General features: G+C 56.0%; 13 protein-coding genes. 12 read left to right on the top strand and 1 reads right to left on the bottom strand.

All coding sequences use genetic code 11. From position 1 onward, the window contains the following. Positions 1 to 205 precede the first annotated feature (205 nt). From MIM_RS14605 to MIM_RS14595, 3 genes are all read left to right on the top strand, one after another. The gene (locus MIM_RS14605) at positions 206 to 1,459 is read left to right on the top strand and encodes a patatin-like phospholipase family protein (RefSeq protein WP_025373502.1); all 1,254 of its coding nucleotides are present in this window, start codon (positions 206 to 208) and stop codon (positions 1,457 to 1,459) included. Beyond that, positions 1,452 to 1,919, top strand: a complete 468-nt coding sequence (locus MIM_RS14600; RefSeq protein WP_025373501.1) for a barstar family protein — start codon at positions 1,452 to 1,454, stop codon at positions 1,917 to 1,919. Before MIM_RS14605 ends, MIM_RS14600 begins: the two co-directional genes overlap by 8 nt. Positions 1,920 to 2,074: 155 nt before the next feature. Next, entirely contained in the window at positions 2,075 to 2,536 is a 462-nt protein-coding gene (locus MIM_RS14595; protein ID WP_025373500.1) for an NUDIX domain-containing protein, read from the top strand. Positions 2,537 to 2,574: 38 nt separating this feature from the next. Here the strand turns inward: MIM_RS14595 and MIM_RS14590 are convergent, their stop codons facing one another. Next, positions 2,575 to 3,366, bottom strand: a complete 792-nt coding sequence (locus MIM_RS14590) for a 16S rRNA (uracil(1498)-N(3))-methyltransferase (RefSeq protein ID WP_025373499.1) — start codon at positions 3,364 to 3,366, stop codon at positions 2,575 to 2,577. A gap of 101 nt (positions 3,367 to 3,467) precedes the next feature. On the opposite strand from MIM_RS14590, the gene tkt reads away from it, so the two are divergent. The 9 genes from tkt (at position 3,468) to MIM_RS14545 (ending at position 19,650) form a co-directional block, all read left to right on the top strand. Then, positions 3,468 to 5,522 carry a transketolase gene (gene tkt, locus MIM_RS14585; protein ID WP_025373498.1) on the top strand — a complete coding sequence of 685 codons (2,055 nt, stop codon included), beginning with the start codon at positions 3,468 to 3,470 and terminating at the stop codon, positions 5,520 to 5,522. A 14-nt stretch (positions 5,523 to 5,536) separates the two neighbouring features. Next, positions 5,537 to 6,547 carry a type I glyceraldehyde-3-phosphate dehydrogenase gene (gene gap, locus MIM_RS14580; protein ID WP_025373497.1) on the top strand — a complete coding sequence of 337 codons (1,011 nt, stop codon included), beginning with the start codon at positions 5,537 to 5,539 and terminating at the stop codon, positions 6,545 to 6,547. A 92-nt stretch (positions 6,548 to 6,639) separates the two neighbouring features. Continuing rightward, on the top strand, positions 6,640 to 7,836 hold the full coding sequence (locus MIM_RS14575) for a phosphoglycerate kinase (RefSeq protein WP_025373496.1): 1,197 nt from the start codon (positions 6,640 to 6,642) through the stop codon (positions 7,834 to 7,836). 328 nt (positions 7,837 to 8,164) lie between these two features. Next, entirely contained in the window at positions 8,165 to 14,125 is a 5,961-nt protein-coding gene (locus MIM_RS14570; RefSeq protein WP_025373495.1) for an alpha-2-macroglobulin family protein, read from the top strand. After that, positions 14,122 to 16,362 carry a penicillin-binding protein 1C gene (gene pbpC / locus MIM_RS14565; RefSeq protein WP_084458999.1) on the top strand — a complete coding sequence of 747 codons (2,241 nt, stop codon included), beginning with the start codon at positions 14,122 to 14,124 and terminating at the stop codon, positions 16,360 to 16,362. The genes MIM_RS14570 and pbpC overlap by 4 nt, the downstream gene beginning before the upstream one ends. Positions 16,363 to 16,443: 81 nt before the next feature. Further along, positions 16,444 to 17,286: a carbon-nitrogen hydrolase family protein gene (locus MIM_RS14560; RefSeq protein WP_042070374.1), complete on the top strand. Its 843-nt coding sequence runs from the start codon at positions 16,444 to 16,446 to the stop codon at positions 17,284 to 17,286. Further along, on the top strand, positions 17,283 to 17,912 hold the full coding sequence (gene mog / locus MIM_RS14555) for a molybdopterin adenylyltransferase (protein WP_042070372.1): 630 nt from the start codon (positions 17,283 to 17,285) through the stop codon (positions 17,910 to 17,912). The genes MIM_RS14560 and mog overlap by 4 nt, the downstream gene beginning before the upstream one ends. A 163-nt stretch (positions 17,913 to 18,075) precedes the next feature. Next, positions 18,076 to 19,140, top strand: coding sequence for a class II fructose-bisphosphate aldolase (gene fba, locus MIM_RS14550; protein WP_025373491.1), 1,065 nt, complete (start codon positions 18,076 to 18,078; stop codon positions 19,138 to 19,140). Between the two features lie 204 nt (positions 19,141 to 19,344). Further along, positions 19,345 to 19,650, top strand: a complete 306-nt coding sequence (locus tag MIM_RS14545) for a helix-turn-helix domain-containing protein (protein WP_025373490.1) — start codon at positions 19,345 to 19,347, stop codon at positions 19,648 to 19,650. Positions 19,651 to 19,738 lie beyond the last annotated feature (88 nt).

The following is a 19,738-nucleotide window of genomic DNA, read 5'->3' as shown; positions in this document are numbered from 1 at the left end:
GTCGGCGCAGGTGGCGTCAGGTTGGATGCATACCTCAATAGCCGTAGCAATAGGGGATAAAACCTGTATCGGATTTACCGGATGCATTCCCGGATGAATTTTCGTATGATAGCTGTCAGACTTTGTTCAATTTAGTTGACAGCGCAATGGCGTACAGGTTGCGCTGCGCACGCCATCTAAAACGTCACCTTTCTCAGGAAGCAGAATGGAGCAACAATTCCCTGGCAACAATCCGCCCCTGGCGGGCATGACCCATGCGGTCACTGCTCCCCTGACGGCGTTGGTGCTGACCGGGGGCGGGGCGCGGGCAGCCTATCAGGTTGGGGCACTGCAGGCGATTCTGGCCATTCTGGATCCCAACAAATCTCCGCGTTTCGAAAACCCGTTTCCCATTGTATGCGGTTCCTCGGCGGGGGCCATTAATGCTACCGCCTATGCCTGCCGTGCGGCCCATCCACATGCAGCGCTCAGGCGGCTTCAAAAAATCTGGCGTGGCCTGCATACGGGTAATGTCTATCGTTCCGATCCGGTAGGGGTGTTCGGAAACGGCTTGCGCTGGCTGGGTATGCTGACTTTCGGCTGGGCGCTGCAGGGACTGCGTGATAATGCCCCCAAGTCGCTGCTGGATAATCGTCCGCTGGCCAAATTGCTGTGCGGCAGTATTGATTTTCCCAATTTGCAACACAATTTGCGCAAAGGTCACTTGCATGGGCTGGCCATTACGGCGTCCAGCTATACCAGTGGCAATCATCTGACGTTCTATCAGTCCAGCGGCCCGCTGGATGCCTGGAAGGGGCGTCAGCGTTATGCAATTGAAGAGGCCATTACGCTGGACCATCTGATGGCATCCAGCGCGATCCCTTTTGTGTTTCCTGCAGCGCGTCTGTCACTGGGAAAAAAATGGGAGTGGTGCGGCGATGGGTCCATGCGCCAGCTTGCGCCCATCAGCCCGGCGATTCATCTGGGGGCAGACCGGGTGCTGGTTATCAGTACCAGTGCACATGGAGACGATGCGGAACAGGTCGATTCGATGCATCAAAGTGACCAATATCCTACACTGGCGCAAATTGGCGGTCATGCCTTGTCAGACATCTTTATTGATGGTCTTTCCATTGATCTGGAACGCATTACTCGTATTAATACGCTGCTCGAATCTGTACCTCCTGGTGTACAGTTAAACACAGGTGTGAAAAAAATCGATGTTTTAACGATAAGTCCAAGTAAATCTATTGACGAAATCGCCCTGAAGCATTTAAATTTCATGCCTAAGTCGGTTCGGGCCTTTTTGCGGGTCTTGGGGGTTTCCGGACGACCAGGAAAAGAGTCAGGCGGTCTGCTTGCTTCGTTTCTGCTTTTTGAGTCCGCCTATACGGGCGAACTGATTGAACTGGCCTTTAACGATGTGATGACACGTCAGGAAGAAATCAAAGCGTTTTTTTATGGAGAGGTCAATGAATAAAAAAACAGGTACCCCACTAAAAGCTGTCCTGGAAACGGGTGGCGCCATAAAAGAAAAAACGATTGGTCTTGAAGAGCTCAAAGCGTATGCTGAAAAAGCAGGTCTGGCCTATTTCGAGGCGGACTGCGACAAGGCACGCAGTTGCTCGGCCGTGCTGCGCGCCATTGCCAAGGCGGTAGATTATCCGGTATTTTTTGGCAGCAATATGGATGCTCTGCTCGACTGTCTGGGCGAAACGCTGCTGGAACAGAAGGGCGGGATGATGCTCGCGTTACGTCGTCTGCATTCCGAAGACGATTCACTGGTTGAACATATCGACGCGCTCAAGGGCGTGCTGAACGATACCGTGGAATATGGTGAGGATAACGGTCGCGTCTTTTCTTTCGTGGTGGAGCATGCCGGCAAGCATGATGCGCCCGAGCCAGGCCATGCCCCCAGGCCTTACGCAGAAAGCGATTGAGATTGATCTAGGTTGATTGATCTAGGTTGATTGATACAGGTTGATTGATACAGGTCATTAACGGGGCGCGGCCGTATTGCAGCGCCGGAGCCGGCAGTGTTGATCACCACAAGTTTTGTGGTTCGCTGCCTGATCACATAAACGGAAGGATATCTATGCTATCTGATTACTTATGGAATCTGCAGGCAAAGATCGGTAGTGAACTGATTCAGGTTCCTTTGGTGGCTGCCGTTATTCTGAACGCGAATGATCAAATTCTGTTGCAGGAAAACGATGGCACTCAGGGCTGGAGTCTGCCCGCAGGCGTCATTGAAGTGGCAGAAACACCGCAGGAAGCGCTGGCCAGGCAAGTGCAGCAGAACACCGGGCTGGAACTGCTTTCGACGCAGCTTCTGGATGTCTTTGGTGGCAAGGCATTCCGTTATATTCACCCGAATGGCAATGTGGTGGAATACACCGTCATCGTGTTCAACTGTGTGACCGAAGGCCAGCCGAATGCGCGAGTCGTGCAGCGGCATAAATTGCGTTATTTTGCACGATCGCAAATGCCAACGCTTGCCCTGCCGTATCCCAAAGACGTGCTGTTTCGCCACAGCCGCGAGCGTGCGTCGATCTGAATGACGGGCTGACGCTTGCGGGCACCACAGTCAGTCTTTTACAACCAGCCAAGCGTCGCAATGGCGGCCGCTGTCATGGCAAGGCCCGCCGTTTCCGTTCTTAAAATGCGTGCACCGAAAGTAACGGCCTCGATACCAGCAGCCTGAACTTTGCGTAATTCCTGTGGTGACCATCCGCCTTCCGGGCCGATCAGCAGGCGAAATGAGAGCGGCGTGGGTGCGATGGTGTCTGACGTTAATGCATCGGCAGGCCCCGGCTGACTGGTTTGTTGCAGCGTTGCGAGAGCCTGCAAGAGCGAGCGCTCACCTTCCGGATGGCACAGATATCCTAATGAGGCACTGGCCTGTTGCAGATAGGCGTTCAGTGTCTGGAGCGGGTGAACCTGCACAATACGGTTGCGGCCGGACTGTTCGCTTGCCGACTCTGCAATGCGTTGCCAGTGCAACTGACGTTTTTCCAGCCGGTTGCCCGATAGTTGCACAATACTGCGTTCGGCCGTGATCGGGAACACATCGGAGACGCCCAGCTCGGCTGCCTTTTCGATGACCCAGTCCATTTTGTCGCCCGACGGCAATCCCTGCACCAGGCCAATGCGGCCCGGCAGTTCGGTACGGGTGTGCTGTTGTGGACCAAGGTCGGCCATGGCTCGCCCCTGTTCAAAGCGCAGCAGTGCGGGATACTGTGTGCCGTCGCCATTGAACAGCACAATCGCATCGCCCTCACGCAGTCGCAGAGCACGGGAAGCATGATGTGCAGCGGCATCGGGTAGCGCGACGCGAGTGTGCGCAAGTAGCGGTATCGGGCAGTAGAAACGGGGCAAGGTATGCATGGCTAAATTTTACTTTATTTAGCCAGAGCGTCACGGACAAAACAACGAGTGTTAAAATCGCTCGCTAATCGTATCTAAACCGTGATTTCTACAGGATCCGCATGACCACCACGGCAGCCACATCGAATTCCCACCTTTCCAATGCAATCCGCGCGCTGGCAATGGATGCCGTGCAGCAGGCCAATTCCGGCCATCCAGGGGCTCCCATGGGTATGGCCGAGATCGCTGAAGCGCTGTGGACGCGTCATCTGCGTCACAATCCTGCCGATCCGGCCTGGGCAGATCGGGACCGTTTTGTACTGTCCAATGGTCATGGTTCCATGCTGCTTTACGCCTTGCTGCATTTAACCGGCTATGATTTGCCTATTGAAGAACTGCGTCAGTTCCGTCAATTGCACTCCAAAACACCGGGACACCCCGAGGTGGGCATCACCGCAGGTGTTGAAACCACAACAGGTCCGCTGGGGCAGGGGTTGTCAAATGCAGTTGGCTTTGCATTGGCAGAAGAATTACTGGCCGCAGAATTTAATAAACCCGAACACAAAATTGTTGACCATTACACCTATGCCTTCGTCGGCGATGGCTGTCTGATGGAAGGCATTTCCCACGAAGTATGTTCGCTGGCCGGCACGCTGAAACTGTCCAAGCTCATCGTTCTGTATGATGATAACGGTATCTCTATTGATGGCAAGGTGGATGCCTGGTTTGCCGACGATACCGGCAAGCGTTTTGAAGGTTATGGCTGGAATGTCATTCGCGGCGTAGATGGCCACGATGTGGTGGCCGTTGATCATGCCATCGCCAAAGCCAAACAGCAGGCGCAGCGTGGCTCATCCGGTCCCACAATCATTATCTGTAAAACCACGATCGGTAAGGGCGCACCTAATTTGCAGGGCAGCGACAAGGTTCATGGTGCACCGCTGGGTGCCGCAGAAATCGCCGCTACGCGCGAAGCGATCGGCTGGACGCTGCCGCCTTTTGACATTTCTGAAGAAGTGTATGCTGGCTGGAACCAGCGTGAGCGCGGCGATCAGATTCAGCGTGACTGGAAAAAACAGTTTGCGCTCTACAGCATAGACTATCCACAGGAAGCACAGGAATTTACGCGCCGCATGAGCGGGCAGTTGCCTGAAGATTTCGCCGAAAAATTTGCGGCATTCCTGCAGCAAACCGTCAGCAAGGCAGAAACGGTTGCATCGCGCAAGGCATCGCAGTTCGCCATTGCTGCGCTGGTTGACATACTGCCTGAAATGCTGGGTGGCTCAGCAGACCTGACCGGCTCGGTCTTCACCGACTGGAAAGGCGCAGGCGCCGTACGTGCCGGTACAGACGGCCATTTGCGCTTCGGTCGCCATATTAATTATGGCGTGCGCGAATTTGGTATGGCTGCCATTATGAACGGCGTTGCCCTGCATGGCGGCTACCTGCCATTTGGCGGCACATTCCTGACCTTTTCCGATTACTCTCGTAACGCAATCCGTATGGCCGCACTCATGAAACAGCGGGTTGTCCATATCTTCACGCACGATTCCATTGGCCTGGGCGAAGACGGTCCCACGCACCAGTCGGTTGAGCATGCAGCCAGCTTACGCCTGATCCCCAATCTTGATGTCTGGCGTCCGTGCGATACGACCGAAACGGCGATTGCCTGGAAATCAGCCGTAACACGCCCGGCCAGCGTTGGCATGCAGGTACAACAGGGAGGCCCCAGTGCCTTGCTGTTATCACGCCAGAATCTGCCTTTTGTTGAACGCGACAGCGCGACCATCGAACAAATAGAAAAAGGTGGTTACGTCTTGCGTGACGTTCAGGGCGCACAAGCCGTTATCATTGCTACCGGTTCTGAAGTTGGTCTGGCGCTCGAAGCCCAGGCACTACTGGCGCAGGAAAATATTGCTGTTCGTGTCGTATCCATGCCAAGCACGTCCGTATTTGATCGCCAAAGCGCTGAATGGCGCGACAGTGTGATCCCGCCGACCTTGCCCGCTGTCTCTGTCGAGGCAGGGGTTACGTCGGGCTGGTACAAATATATCGGCCGTAATGGCGCTGCAGTAGGTCTGGATACCTACGGCGAATCGGCCCCTGCCGGCGTGCTGTTCAAGCATTTCGGGTTTACCGCGGAGAACGTGGCGAACAGGGTTAAACAGGTTTTATAAAAAAGGAGATGGTAATGACCATTCGTGTTGCAATTAACGGCTACGGCCGCATCGGTCGTAATGTACTGCGTGCTCACTATGAAGGTGGCAAAAAGCATGATATTGAAATCGTCGCAATCAATGATCTCGGCGATCCCAAGACTAATGCTCACCTGACCCAATATGACACGGCACATGGCCGCTTCCCCGGGACTGTCACTGTCGACGGCGAATACATGGTTGTCAATGGCGACAAAATCCGCGTTCTTGCTAATCGCAATCCGGCAGAACTGCCATGGGGCGAACTGAACGTTGATGTTGTTATGGAATGCACAGGCTTTTTCACCAGCAAAGAAAAAGCCAGCGCACACCTGAAGGGCGGCGCCAAGAAAGTCATCATTTCTGCTCCTGGTGGCAAAGATGTGGACGCGACCGTTGTTTATGGCGTAAACCATCTGTCACTGAAAGCCTCTGACACAGTCATCTCCAATGCTTCATGCACCACCAACTGCCTGGCTCCGCTGGTGCAGCCGCTGCACGAAGCGCTGGGCGTGGAAACCGGCCTGATGACAACCGTGCATGCCTATACCAATGACCAGGTATTGACTGACGTTTATCACGAAGACCTGCGTCGTGCCCGTTCTGCCACCATGAGCATGATTCCTACCAAAACCGGCGCTGCTGCAGCGGTAGGTCTGGTATTGCCTGAACTGAACGGTAAGCTGGACGGCTACGCCATTCGTGTGCCAACAATTAATGTTTCCATGGTTGACCTGTCGTTCATCGCCAAACGTGAAACGACTGTGGAAGAAGTCAACAGCATCCTGAAAAAAGCCTCTGAAGGCGCATTGAAAGGAATTCTGGATTACAACGAAGCGCCTCTGGTCTCTGTAGACTTCAATCACAATCCTGCCTCCAGCAGCTTTGATGCGACGCTGACCAAAGTGTCCGGCAAACTGGTCAAAGTGTCTTCCTGGTATGACAACGAATGGGGTTTCTCCAATCGCATGCTCGATACCACGGTAGCCCTGATGTCTGCCAAGTAATCAAGTGGGTGTCTGTTAAGGACATTACAAACGGCATTGCTCGCTGCGGCGGGCAGTGCCGTTTTTCACAATAACACCGAGGAGTGACAATAATGGCGAATGTACAAACGCTTTCCGCCCTGGCAAAGAACGGCCAGCTCAAAGACAAACGTGTTTTCATCCGATCCGATCTGAACGTGCCGCTGGCCGAAGACGGCAGCATTACTGAAGACACCCGTATCCGTGCATCCGTGCCGGCTATCCAGATGGCGCTGGACGCAGGCGCCGCCGTCATGGTGACATCCCATCTGGGTCGCCCGACAGAAGGCACATTGACCCCTCAGGATTCGCTTGCACCGGTGGCCCGGCGTTTGAGCGAATTACTGGGCAAACCTGTGCAATTGCTGCAGGACTGGGTCGAAGGGGTGGTCGTAGAACCTGGTCAGGTCGTCCTTCTGGAAAATTGCCGCGTGAATAAAGGCGAGAAGAAAAACGACGAAGCGCTGGCTCGTAAACTGGCTGCGCTTTGCGATGTGTACGCCAACGATGCATTTGGCACGGCTCACCGCGCCGAGGCCACCACGCATGGTATTGCCAAATTTGCCCCCATTGCCTGCGCCGGCCCCTTGCTGGAAGCCGAGCTCGAAGCGCTGGGCAAGGCACTGGAGAGCCCGAAGCGTCCGCTGGTGGCCATTGTGGGTGGCTCCAAAGTGTCCACCAAGCTGTCCATTTTGCAGTCGCTGGCTGATAAGGTTGACCAACTGGTTGTGGGTGGTGGTATTGCCAACACCTTTATGCTGGCCAGCGGCAAGACAATCGGCAAATCACTGGCTGAGCCCGATCAGGTCGATCAGGCTAAAGTGGTCATTGACAAAATGGCCAAACGCGGCGCCAGCGTACCCATTCCGACTGACGTGGTTTGCGGCAAGGAATTTTCTGCACAAGCTAAAGGCGAGACCAAATCAGCTGACGCTGTTGCCGATGACGATATGATTTTTGACATCGGACCGGACAGCGCCGGTGAGCTGGCAGATATTCTGAAAAATGCCGGTACGATCGTATGGAATGGTCCGGTAGGCGTGTTCGAATTTGACGCCTTTGCCAACGGCACCCAAAAGGTTGCCGAAGCCATTGCCGCTTCTGACGGCTTTTCCATTGCCGGCGGCGGCGATACCCTGGCTGCTATTTCCAAGTTTGGCATTACCGATCAGGTAGGCTATATCTCTACCGGTGGTGGCGCTTTCCTGGAGTTTCTTGAAGGTAAAGTATTGCCCGCAGTCGAGATACTCGAGCAACGCAATAAGGCATAAGCCGGTGGCGGCATCTGCCCGTTGCAGATGCCGCATGCCAATGTGATAAAAAGTGACCGTTCCTTCCGGTCGCTTTTTTTGTGCGCGCTGCATCAGCCCGTCTTTTGCGGCGCGCACAATCACAATGGTTATTAACCAGATTGACGCCATGACTGCGGGGCGACGGGTTTGCCCGCATGCATGATGTCCGATCTGGTGTTATTCTGCGTCTGTTGCGCCACCACAAAAACGATTTCAGGCAAATGCGATGCAGGACAGAGTTCTGTTATGATTCCGGCAGCCACCGGCTCGGCGTGTGGCTCAGATTATTTATGGGAAGGCGGTACCTATGAAATGCACACTTCTTGCCGGAGCCGGACTGGTTCTGGCCGGCGTCTTTGGCTCAGCAAATGCGGCTGATATCGCTTCAGTCTCGCCTACGGGCACGCAAAGCAAGGTTTCGGCCGTCGATATTGTGTTCAGCACCAACGTCATTCCGCTGGGGCGCAATGATTTGCCGCCGCCGGCCTCGGTCAGTTGCAAGGGGAGCCAGATAAAGGGGCATGGCAAATGGTCCGATGGCGCACATTGGTCCTATGAGTTTGAAGAAGTACTGCCGGCAGGTGTGCAGTGCACGATCACCCCGGATACGACCTTCCGCGATACCGCCGGGCAGGCGGTGAAGGGCAAGAAACAATATCAATTTGACACCGGCCGGCTGGCCGTCGAATCTGTCGGTCCGTCAAGTTTAATCAGTGAAGACCAGGCTTTTACGGTCCGGTTTAATTTACCTGTGCAGCCAGACAGCCTGCAGGCAAACGCCAGCTGCGTGGTGCAGGGATTGGGTGAACAGATTCCGGTCAAGGTCCTGTCCGAGCAGGAGAAGAAGACGATTATCAGCGAGGCCCGGCCTTATCTGGAAGACGACGCAGATAAGATTGCCTTTGTTCAGTGCGCGCGGCGACTGCCAGCGGAAGCACAGGGCCGGCTGGTGATCGGCCAGGAGGTGAGCAGTCTGGGTGGCGTGACCATGCGTAAACCGTATGAGTCGGAATTTGAGGTGCGCAGGGATTTTTCTGCCGGCTTTTCATGCTCGCGCGAAAATCAGAATGCCGATTGCTCGCCCGCCAGGCCCGTCTATCTGACCCTCAGCGAGTCTATTAACCGGGAGGACATGCAGGGCATTACGCTGGTCGGCGCCACGGGTAAACCGTATCCGGCAGAAATCGACGAGAACGACACCACACTAGGCAGCGTGAAGTTCCCCGGCCCGTTCGCCGAGAAGGAGACGCTGACGCTTACGGTGCCTGCCGGCCTGAAAGATGACTCGGGACGTGCGCTGAGCAACGCAGGCCAGTTCCCCATGAAGGTACGCATGGCGTCCTATTCTCCCATGCTCAAATTCGCTTCGTCCACTTTCGGTATTATTGAGCGCAAGGCAGATGCCGTTGACGGCAAGGCGCCATGGCATGTGCCGCTGACCGTTCGCTATATAGAGAACCAGCTGGCGATCAGGGATCAGAGCCTGTCACCGGGCACCATCAGCGATTACGTTCCCCAGGAAGATGCCGATGTGCTTAAGGCCTTTGCACGTGTACGACGCCTGGATGAAACCTCGATGACGGCAAGGAATATTCGCGCCGTGATGAACGATCAGCCTGCCAGCTATACGGAAAACAATCCGGTCTATATAGACACGCGATCAGTTTCCATGCTGGCCGAAAACCCGAATGCGACTACCATTACGCTGCCGGGTGTAAAAACAGCGGCCAGACATCGCGATTTTGAAGTGCTGGGCGTACCATTGCAGGAGCCGGGCTTTCATGTGCTGGAAGCCAGGTCCGCCAGCCTGGGACAGGCCCTGCTGGCCAACAAAAATCCGATGTATGTGCGCAGCTCGGTACTGGTTACCAATATGGCCGTACATGTTAAAAAGGGCCGGGATGACCTTCTGGTGTGGGTAACCACGCTGGATGACGCCAAACCGGTGGCCAATGCACAGGTGAATGTTCTGGATTGCAGCGGTAAAACCCTGGTTTCCGGTCAGACCGGTAATGATGGCATCTGGCATTATCGCAAAGCGGTCAAGGGCGAAGATTATTGTAATGCGACCCAGTTGTCCGGCCTTTTCGTATCGGCGCGTATCGGGGCTGATCACCCTCAGGGCGCAGGCCTGGGCGATTATTCGTTTGCCTTTACATCCTGGGACAATGGCATTGAGTCCTGGCGCTTCAATGTGCCCACCGACAGTTCACCTCAGCCAACGGTTCGCGCTCACACCATCATGGACCGCAGTTTGTTCCGAGCGGGTGAAACGGCGTCTATGAAGCATCTGTTGCGCACACTGACCCGTGATGGTTTTGCGCAGCCGGACGCCACTTCGCTGCCAACCGAAGTGAGTATTGAGCTGGTCGGCGGGGAGGATCAATATAAATTCCCCCTGAAATGGCAAAAAACGGCAGGCGGTGGCTTGTTCAGCACATCCGAATGGAAAATTCCGGAAGATATCAAGCGCGGCCAATACCGCATCGTGCTGGGTCCTGATGAACAGTCCTACGAAACCGGTGAGTTTCGTGTCGAAGACTTCAAGCTGCCTTTGCTGGCAGGGCAGATATCGGTCACCGATCCGGCAGGCGATAAGGGACCGCTGATTGCGCCCCAGGCAGTGCGTCTGGACATGCAAATGCACTATTTGTCCGGCGGTGGCGCCGGGCGCCTGCCGGTGGACATTTCTGCCCTGTCACGCGAGCGCTCCGTAGCCTTTCGCGACTACGACGATTATTCGTTTAACCCACCGCAAGCGCTCTCGACCGACACTGCTGCTGAGGATGACGAAGTCGCAGACGACAGCGAGACCAGCCGCATTATTGTTAACAAGCAGAAAATGACGCTTGATGCGCAGGGTCACGGCACCCTGGCGGTAGACGCACTGCCCGCGTCTGATAGCGCACGTAATATTACGTTCGAAGGCAGCTTCATGGACCCTAACGGCCAGGTGCAGACCCTGAGTCGTACCGTGGCCGTGTGGCCCGCCGCGTATCTGGCCGGCATTCGAACGGGTTATATGGTGGAGCAGGAAAAAGCGGCGGCGATATCGGTGGTTGCGGTGGATACGCAGGGCAAGCCGGCGGCGTCGGTGCCGGTCAGCGTACGTGCCGTCAGCTATACCTATCAGACCGTCCGCAAGCGCCTGGTGGGTGGCTTTTACAGCTATGACTCGCATCGCGTCGCCAAGGATCTGGGTACGATATGCACCGGTACCAGTGGGGCCGACGGCAAATTTGCCTGCGATATCAGCCTGAAAGATCAGGGGCGGATCAGCCTGATTGCCGAGGTAACCGATAGTGCCGGTCGGCGTGCCCAGGCCGAATCCAGTGTCTATGTGGTGGGCGCAGGTGAGATGTGGTTCTCCGGCGAAAACAATGACCGCATCGATATTATTTCCGACAAAAAAGAATATCAGCCCGGCGAGACGGCGCAATTTCAGGTCCGTATGCCGTTTCGTCAGGCCAACGCACTGGTTGCCATCGAGCGCGAAGGGGTGCTGGAAACCCGCCAGGTAGCGCTGTCGGGCACTAATCCTTCGTTCAGCATTCAGATCAAACCGCAATGGGGTCCGAACGTGTACGTTTCCGTCCTGGCCTTGCGTGGCCGGGTCCGCGATTCGGCACAAAATCCGGATCTCACGTGGGGTGAAGCAGGTGCTGCGTTGCCCACTGCCTTGATCGATCTGGCCAAACCGGCCTATCGCTTTGGGCTGGCGGCCATTCGTGTGCGCAGCGATAACAATGCGCTGAAGATCAGCATTGCGACAGACAAGCCGCGTTACCAGATCCGCGATCAGGCTACGGCTACGATCCGTGGTACGCTGCCCGATGGCAGTCCCGCAGCCAATGCCAGTGTCGCATTGGCGGTGGTGGATGAAGCCTTGCTGGAGCTGGCGCCTAATGACAGTTGGGATATTGTTAAAGCCATGATGGGCGAGCGCTCCTATGGTGTGGAAACTTCCACTGCCCAGATGGAAGTGGTGGGGCGACGTCACTATGGCCGCAAGGCCCTGCCGCCCGGCGGTGGTGGTGGCAACGGCGGCGCGCCCACGCGCGAGCTGCTTGATAGCCTGGTGTTCTGGAAACCCGATATCGTGCTGGACGCAAGTGGTCAGGCCACGATTCCGCTGGGCCTGAATGATGCCATTTCCGGTTTCCGGCTGGCGGCCGTTGCCGAACTGGGTGCAGACCGGTTTGGCCAGGGCAGTGCCCATATTGTCACCACGCAGGATCTGCAGGTGATTTCCGGCTTGCCGCTGGTTGCCCGCAGTGATGACCATTACACTGCGGCGGCCACGCTGCGCAATGCGACCGATAGAGCAATGACGGTACAGGTGAGCGCGCGCCTGAGTGGTCCGGCGCTGGCGCCGCTGACACTGAAGGCGCACACCGTTTCCATTCCCGCACAATCATCACAGCGCGTCACCTGGGATATGGACATGCGCAGCCTGCCGCCGGCGACGTCTTCGCAGACCCTCAAATGGCGTTTTGATGCCAGAGAGCAGGATGCCAATACTGGTAGCTCGCCGACGCAAGTGGCTGCCATGGATAGCGTTGAAGTCTCACAACTGTTGATCCCGACCGTGCCTGTCACAGTGCGCCAGGCAACACTGCAGTCGGTTCAGGCAAAAGAACCCATACAAGGGTTGCCGATACAGCCACCGGCAGGTTCGGTGAGCGGAGCCGATGGTCGGCCGCTGGGTGGCGTACAGGTGCAATTGTCCACCTCTTTGGCAAAAGGGCTGGAGCCGGTGCGGCGCTGGTTTACCGAATACCAGTACACCTGCCTGGAGCAACTGTCTTCCATTGCTATCGGCATTGACAATCCGCAGCGCTGGTCGGCGCTGATGAACCGCTTGCCGGTCTACATGGACGGTAACGGGCTGGTGGCGTATTTCCCGGGACTGAAAGGCGATGAGGTGCTGACCGCGCATTTGCTTGCCGTTTCCCATGAGGCCAGCCGCGGCGGCCAGCCTTATACGATTCCCAAAGCGTATCGCGAACGGATGCTGGAGGGCCTGATGGCCTACGTGACCGGCAAAATCAGCGCAACGGGCTGGCAGCCCAAAAAGGATAATAGCGAGCGCCGGCTGATGGTGCTCGAAGCGTTGTCCCGGGTTGGTATGGTTACGCCGAGTCTGCTGTCCACCATTGAGTTTGATCGGGAACGGATGAGTACGGCTGCGCTGGTAGACTGGCTCAGCATTGTATCTCGCGTTAAAAACCTGCCGGATCAGGCCGAAACCCTGGCGTCGCTGCGCTCGGGCCTGCTGGCACGCATGAGTCGTCAAGGCACCAGCCTGGTGTTTGCAGACGATACTAACGCCTATCCGTGGTGGATGATGAGCAGTCGTTCTACCGTAACGGCCAAACTACTTGTTACGGTCATGAACAACAAGGCCTGGCAGAAAGATATCCCGGTCTTGCTGACGGGTCTGCTGAGTCAGCAACAGCGCGGCACCTGGGGCACGACGACGGCTAATGTGTGGGGCACCCTGGCCGTGCGCGCATTCAGCGCAAGCTTTGAAAAAACGCCGGTCAAGGGCACGCTGTCCATGTCGCTGCAATCTGCCGGTGCCGCGGCAGCTTCCGCAGACCAGCAATGGGAAGGGCTGCAACCTACACAAAAAATCCTGGCACCGTGGAAAAACAGTGAGCCTCAGCAGTTGTCGCTGTCGCTGCAGGGCACCGGGCGGGTCTGGGCCTCTGTGGCGGCTCAGGCGGCCGTGCCCGTTACCAAGCCAGTCTACGCAGGCTATACCATCAGCCGCAGCATCATACCGGTATCACAGGCGGTTAGCGGCCAATGGTCTGTAGGCGACATCTATCGCGTGCATCTGGACATCTCTGCCAAAGCTACGATGACCTGGGTGGTGCTCAGTGACCCGATACCCACGGGCGCGACGATTCTGGGCGGTGGCCTGGGTCGGGATTCGGCCGTGGCGACCGAGGGAGAAAAAACGGACCAGAAGGGGTGGCCGCCAAGCTTTGCTGAACGCAAAAGCGAACTGTACCGTGCTTACTACGCGTGGTTGCCGGCAGGCAAGACCTCGCTGGAATACACCGTGCGGCTCAACACACCCGGCAGCTATAGCTTGCCCGCAACCCGGGTAGAGGCCATGTATGCGCCGCAGGTCTACGGTGAATTGCCTAATACGGAAGGGTTTACGATAGTTGAGTCCGCTGGCGAAGCACCAGTCGAATCAGCCCAGCAGGCCGCGGCCGCACAGGGGAGCGGTAATGCGGGCATAGCAGCGCCATGATTGCGAAGCCGGCCGTAGAGCCAGCTGCAGAGGCGGCCGAACGTCGGCGCCGCTGCATCAAAAGGGTGGGCCTGGGTCTGACCGCGCTGTCGGTGGTGGTCGTTGCCGGGCTGGCGGTTTCGATCGCCCGCCTGCCGGTGCCTGCGTACGAGCAAGTGCGTAGTGAGTACCGCTCGTCGTATCTCACCCTGCTTGATCGTGATGGGGGGGTGCTGGAACGGGTCCGTAATGACTATCATGAGCGGCGCGACAACTGGACCCCGCTGAGCGAGATCTCGATTGCGCTGGTGAACGCAGTGCTGCAGTCTGAAGACCGGCGCTTTTACAGCCATGGCGGCGTGGATATACTTGCCCTGGGCGGGGCAGTGCGCGATCGGCTTACCCGCAACAGTATGCGTGGCAGTTCAACCATCACCATGCAGCTGGCGGGTATGCTGGACGCTGACGATGGGCGTAATGGCCGGCGTACGATGACGCAAAAAGCCAGGCAGATGATGCAGGCACTGGCCATGGAGTTGCATTGGAGCAAACCGCAAATCCTTGAAGCCTATCTCAATCTAGTGCCCTGGCGCGGCGAATTGTCAGGGGTAAGTGCGGCGGCCCGCAGTCTTTTCGGTAAGTATCCCGTCGGCCTGGATAGTCGTGAAGCGGCGATCCTTGCGGCCATGCTGCGTGCTCCAAATGCTACACCAGAGGTGATTGCACGCCGGGCTTGCGGGATTTTGAAGGCGCAATCACAAGCGCAATATTGTGAACATCTGGAAAGTATCACTGAATATCAATTGAGCAATACGGGCAGTGCGCTGCAGGACGATCCTTTTACCGCGTCCCATTTTGCAAGACGCCGGCTGGCATTGGGCATGCCGCAGCAGGCGAATCTGACCACGACCATTGATGGCACGCTACAGCGTACGGCGCAAGCGATTGTCAATCGGGTGGTATATGAGATTCGCCGCAGTCATGCCAACGACGCAGCCGCCGTCGTGCTGGACAATCGTAGCGGTCGTATTTTGGCTTACGTGGGCTCATCCGGCGATCTGGCAACCGCCCGTTACGTGGATAACGCAGTTGCCTTGCGCCAGGCCGGTTCCACGCTTAAGCCGTTCCTGTATGCCCAGGCACTGGAGCAGCGACGCATCACGGCCGCCTCTCTGCTCGATGACAGTGCAGTGAATCTGTCTACCGGCAATGGCCTGTATGTGCCGCAAAACTATGACAAGCAGTTTGGCGGCTGGGTCAGCGCCCGTACGGCGCTTGCTTCATCGCTGAATATACCGGCAGTGCGCCTGTTGGTGATGGTGACGCCTGATGTGTTTCATCAGCGCTTACGTGAACTGGGTTTACCCCTGACGCAATCGGGTGACTACTACGGCTACAGTCTTGCCCTGGGCAGCGCCGATGTGACGTTGCTGTCTTTGACCAATGCGTATCGGGCGCTGGCCAATCAGGGGATGTACAGCGACGTTAATTGGGATGTGGGCGCAGCGCCACCTGCTCGCCGGATCATGAGTGAGGAGAGCGCCTGGCTGATTGGTGATATTCTGTCGGATCGTCAGGCCCGGGCCCGCACCTTTGGCCTGGACAGTGCCTTATCTACGCCTTTCTGGACGGCCGTAAAAACCGGTACCAGCAAGGATATGCGCGATAACTGGACGGTGGGCTGGTCTGACAAATACACCGTGGGCGTCTGGGTGGGCAACAGTACCGGTGCCAGCATGCGGCAGGTGAGCGGTGTGACCGGAGCCGGGCCCGTATGGCATGACATCATGCGGTATTTGCATCGGGATGACAACAGTCGTCAGCCAGCCCGGCCAGCCGGGTTGAGCGAGCGCGCTATTACATTTGAAAATAATCTGGAAGCGGCCCGCAAGGAATATTTTCTGCCGGGCACCGAAATGGCGCGTATCGCGCTGGCTGCATCGGCCCCTGCGCCGGCTTCCGGGCGTATGGTGATTCGCACGCCAACCGACGGCACCATTATTGCGCTTGATCCTGATATCCCGGCGGACAACCAGCGGCTGCAGTTATTGAGCACGACACCGGCGGGTGGCGCACATGCCACTGTGCGCTGGTATATCGACGGACGGTTTCTGAGTGACGCCAATCCCGTTGACTGGTATCCCATACCGGGCAATCACCTGATTGAAGCGCGTGACGGCAAAGGCCAGACGCAGGACCGCGTGCGCGTCAATATACGCGGTGCGCAGTTGCGACAGCATCTGGGGCAACAGCCGTAATCAGTCTACACGATGTCTGGCGGACACAGGTCTTGCGATCTGTAGCATAATTGAGAAAACCATCCAATCTAGTGGTGCTTCATGCAAACCAATACAAGCCATTCACAACTGAAAGTAGGCGTCGGTCAGTTCGCCGCCGTCAACGAGATCGAACCCAATAAAAAACATATCCATACCCTGGTTACTCAGGCGGCAGAGCAGGGTGTGCAACTGCTGGTGCTGCCCGAGGCGTCCATGTGTTCTTTCGGCTCGCCGTTGCCGCAATTGCGCGAGACTGCCGGTAATAACTCACCGGCCTTTATTCAGTACATGCAGAATCTGGCGCGCGACCACAATATGCATATTGTTGTTGGCGTGCTAAGTCTGGCCGATCAGCCTGGCGATGAGAGAGTAACCAATCAACTGTTGGTCCTTGGTAACACCGGTAATGTGGTGCTGCGTTATACCAAAATGCATGTTTATGACGCTTTTAATTTCAAAGAATCGGACAAAGTGCGGCCTGGCAGTTTTACCGAAGAAAACGCTGAGCTGGGGCTGTTCGATATCCAGGGGTTTCGCGTTGGCCTGATCAATTGCTATGATCTGCGTTTTCCGGAGCTGGCTCGGGCGCTGATAGACCAGGGGGCCGATGTGCTGTCGGTGAGTGCGGCCTGGCTGGCCGGGCCGTTAAAGGAAAATCACTGGGAAATTTTATTGCGTGCTCGCGCCATTGAAAATACCAGCTATGTACTGGCCTCGGGGCAGACCGCACCGCGCAATTGCGGTCTGAGCATGATTGTAGACCCGCTGGGTATGGTGCTGGGAACGGCGACCAACGACCCGGGACTAGTGGTGCACACCCTGTCATCACAACGTATTACGCAAGTGCGCGAGTTGCTGCCATGTCTGCAGAATCGTCGCTATCAGGTATCAGGATTGAAATGAACACAACTGTAATAGAAAGATCTCATCCGGACGAACTCATTGTTGGGCTGGTCTCTGTCTCCGACAGGGCGACATCCGGCGTCTATGAGGACAAAGGAATTCCTTCGCTCCATGCCTGGCTGGAGCGTACCCTGCAATCGCCGTTTCGCACCTGCGACAGGCTGATTGCGGACGATCAGCAAACCATTGCCGATACATTGATTGAACTGGTGGACCAGCAGGGTTGTGATCTGGTGCTCACCACCGGGGGGACCGGGCCTGCACGGCGCGACGTTACGCCAGAGGCAACGCTGGCGGTCGCGACCAAACAGATGCCCGGTTTCGGCGAACAGATGCGCCAGATCAGTCTGGCTTTTGTGCCGACTGCTATTTTGTCGCGGCAGGTGGCCGTGATTCGCGAAACAGAGCATCATGCGGCGCTGATTATCAATCTGCCGGGGCAGCCTAAAGCCATCCAGGAAACGCTGGAAGGCTTGCGCGATGAACAGGGTAATGTCAAAGTCGCCGGCATTTTTGCTGCCGTACCGTACTGCATCGACCTGATCGGCGGTCCCTATATAGAGACCCGGACCGAGGTTGTCGCCGCTTTCAGACCCAAATCGGCACGGCGCGAACCCAAATTTTGACATCCTCTTCGGGCTAAACCGGGGGGCTTCTCGCGCATTTGGTGACAATTGTGATGTCACAATTGGTAAATTTGGTAAAAAGCCAGGTTCCTGCGCCTTATATGCGGTTTCCCACTTAAAATAGAGCCTATTCAGATACTTTTCAATTTCAGGAGATCGTTACATGGCACTCGTTTCTATGCGCCAATTACTGGATCATGCCGCAGAAAACGGCTATGGTATTCCCGCTTTCAACGTGAACAATCTGGAGCAGGTGCAGGCCATCATGGAAGCGGCCAAGGAAACCAATAGTCCGGTCATCATGCAGGCATCTGCCGGTGCGCGTAAATACGCAGGAGAAGGTTTTCTAAAATACCTGATTCAGGCAGCCGTGGAAAGCTATCCGGAAATTCCGGTAGTGATGCACCAGGATCACGGTCAGTCGCCTGAAATCTGTCAGGGCGCCATCAATCTTGGTTTTTCAAGTGTCATGATGGACGGTTCTCTCATGGCCGATGGCAAAACCATCGCCGAATACGAATACAACGTAGACGTAACCAAGAAAGTGGTTGATCTGGCGCACAAAGTCGGCGTTACTGTCGAAGGCGAACTGGGCTGCCTGGGTTCTCTTGAAACCATGAAAGGCGACAAGGAAGACGGCCACGGCGCAGAAGGCACCATGACCATGGAACAACTGCTGACCGATCCTGAACAGGCTGCAGACTTTGTTCGTCGTACCCAGCTGGATGCACTGGCCATCGCTATCGGTACCAGCCACGGCGCATACAAATTCACGCGCAAGCCTACAGGCGATATTCTGTCTATCAATCGCATCAAGGAAATCCACGCCCGCCTGCCTAACACACACCTGGTGATGCACGGCAGCTCCAGCGTGCCTCAGGAACTGCTGGCAGAAATCCGTGAATTCGGTGGCGACATGAAAGAAACCTATGGCGTACCTGTTGAAGAAATTCAGGAAGCCATCAAATTTGGCGTGCGCAAAGTCAATATCGATACCGATATCCGTCTGGCCATGACAGGCGCTATTCGTCGTTTCCTGGCCGAAAATCCAGGCAAATTCGACCCACGTGAATACAACAAGCCAGCTCGTGAAGCCGCCAAGAAAATTTGCGTGGCACGCTACCAGGAATTCGGCACTGCCGGCAACGCCAGCAAAATCAAGCCGATCCCACTGGACGAAATCGCAGCTGCCTACGCAGCCGGCAAACTGGCTCAGCAAGTTAAGTAAGACAACTGCACCGTCTTTCGGGACGGTTAGTTCGGAAAACCCCGCCACGACAATGCGTTGTGGCGGGGTTTTGCTTGTGGGTTTCCGTAATAGAAAGCGATGCGCTTAGTGTATATACTGCTACTGTATTAATTCTATGTAGTGGCAGTATGATGGTTTTGAATAAATGCACTATGCAAACTGGCGTTCTACAGGAGTTGCATTGTGACTGGAAAAATCATTGAATCATTACGCGGCGAGCTGGCTGAACTACAGGCGGTAGGCGCGATTGGCAAGACGGCCATTGGGGAGTTTGACACCCGTTTCCCGTTGCCAGTCAGACATTTTACGGCGGCACAGATACGAAAGTTGCGCGAATCACTTCATATTAGTCAGCCTGTCTTTGCGCAACATTTACATACCACAGCTTCCACAATACGCAAATGGGAGCAGGGCCATTCCCGTCCGTCCGGGCCCGCATTGAAATTGCTTAACGTCATTGCCGACAAGGGGCTGCAGGCGATACTTTGAGAAAGCTTAGCCCATAACAACCCCCAAAGGTTGAAAACAGATACAACCTTTGGGGTGTCATTCAATGACGTGGGTCATTCATCATATT

The sequence above is a fragment of the Advenella mimigardefordensis DPN7 genome (genome assembly GCF_000521505.1).
Lineage (GTDB): Bacteria > Pseudomonadota > Gammaproteobacteria > Burkholderiales > Burkholderiaceae_B > Advenella > Advenella mimigardefordensis.
Note: the sequence above shows the minus strand (reverse complement) of the source record. Positions and strands in the feature narration are given on the sequence as shown.

Excerpts from the sequence above, each read along its gene's own strand:
- MIM_RS14605 (WP_025373502.1), top strand. The coding sequence starts at position 206 with ATGGAGCAACAATTCCCTGGCAACAATCCGCCCCTGGCGGGCATGACC.
- MIM_RS14600 (WP_025373501.1), top strand. The coding sequence starts at position 1,452 with ATGAATAAAAAAACAGGTACCCCACTAAAAGCTGTCCTGGAAACGGGT.
- MIM_RS14595 (WP_025373500.1), top strand. The coding sequence starts at position 2,075 with ATGCTATCTGATTACTTATGGAATCTGCAGGCAAAGATCGGTAGTGAA.
- MIM_RS14590 (WP_025373499.1), bottom strand. The coding sequence starts at position 3,366 with ATGCATACCTTGCCCCGTTTCTACTGCCCGATACCGCTACTTGCGCAC.
- tkt (WP_025373498.1), top strand. The coding sequence starts at position 3,468 with ATGACCACCACGGCAGCCACATCGAATTCCCACCTTTCCAATGCAATC.
- gap (WP_025373497.1), top strand. The coding sequence starts at position 5,537 with ATGACCATTCGTGTTGCAATTAACGGCTACGGCCGCATCGGTCGTAAT.
- MIM_RS14575 (WP_025373496.1), top strand. The coding sequence starts at position 6,640 with ATGGCGAATGTACAAACGCTTTCCGCCCTGGCAAAGAACGGCCAGCTC.
- MIM_RS14570 (WP_025373495.1), top strand. The coding sequence starts at position 8,165 with ATGAAATGCACACTTCTTGCCGGAGCCGGACTGGTTCTGGCCGGCGTC.
- pbpC (WP_084458999.1), top strand. The coding sequence starts at position 14,122 with ATGATTGCGAAGCCGGCCGTAGAGCCAGCTGCAGAGGCGGCCGAACGT.
- MIM_RS14560 (WP_042070374.1), top strand. The coding sequence starts at position 16,444 with ATGCAAACCAATACAAGCCATTCACAACTGAAAGTAGGCGTCGGTCAG.
- mog (WP_042070372.1), top strand. The coding sequence starts at position 17,283 with ATGAACACAACTGTAATAGAAAGATCTCATCCGGACGAACTCATTGTT.
- fba (WP_025373491.1), top strand. The coding sequence starts at position 18,076 with ATGGCACTCGTTTCTATGCGCCAATTACTGGATCATGCCGCAGAAAAC.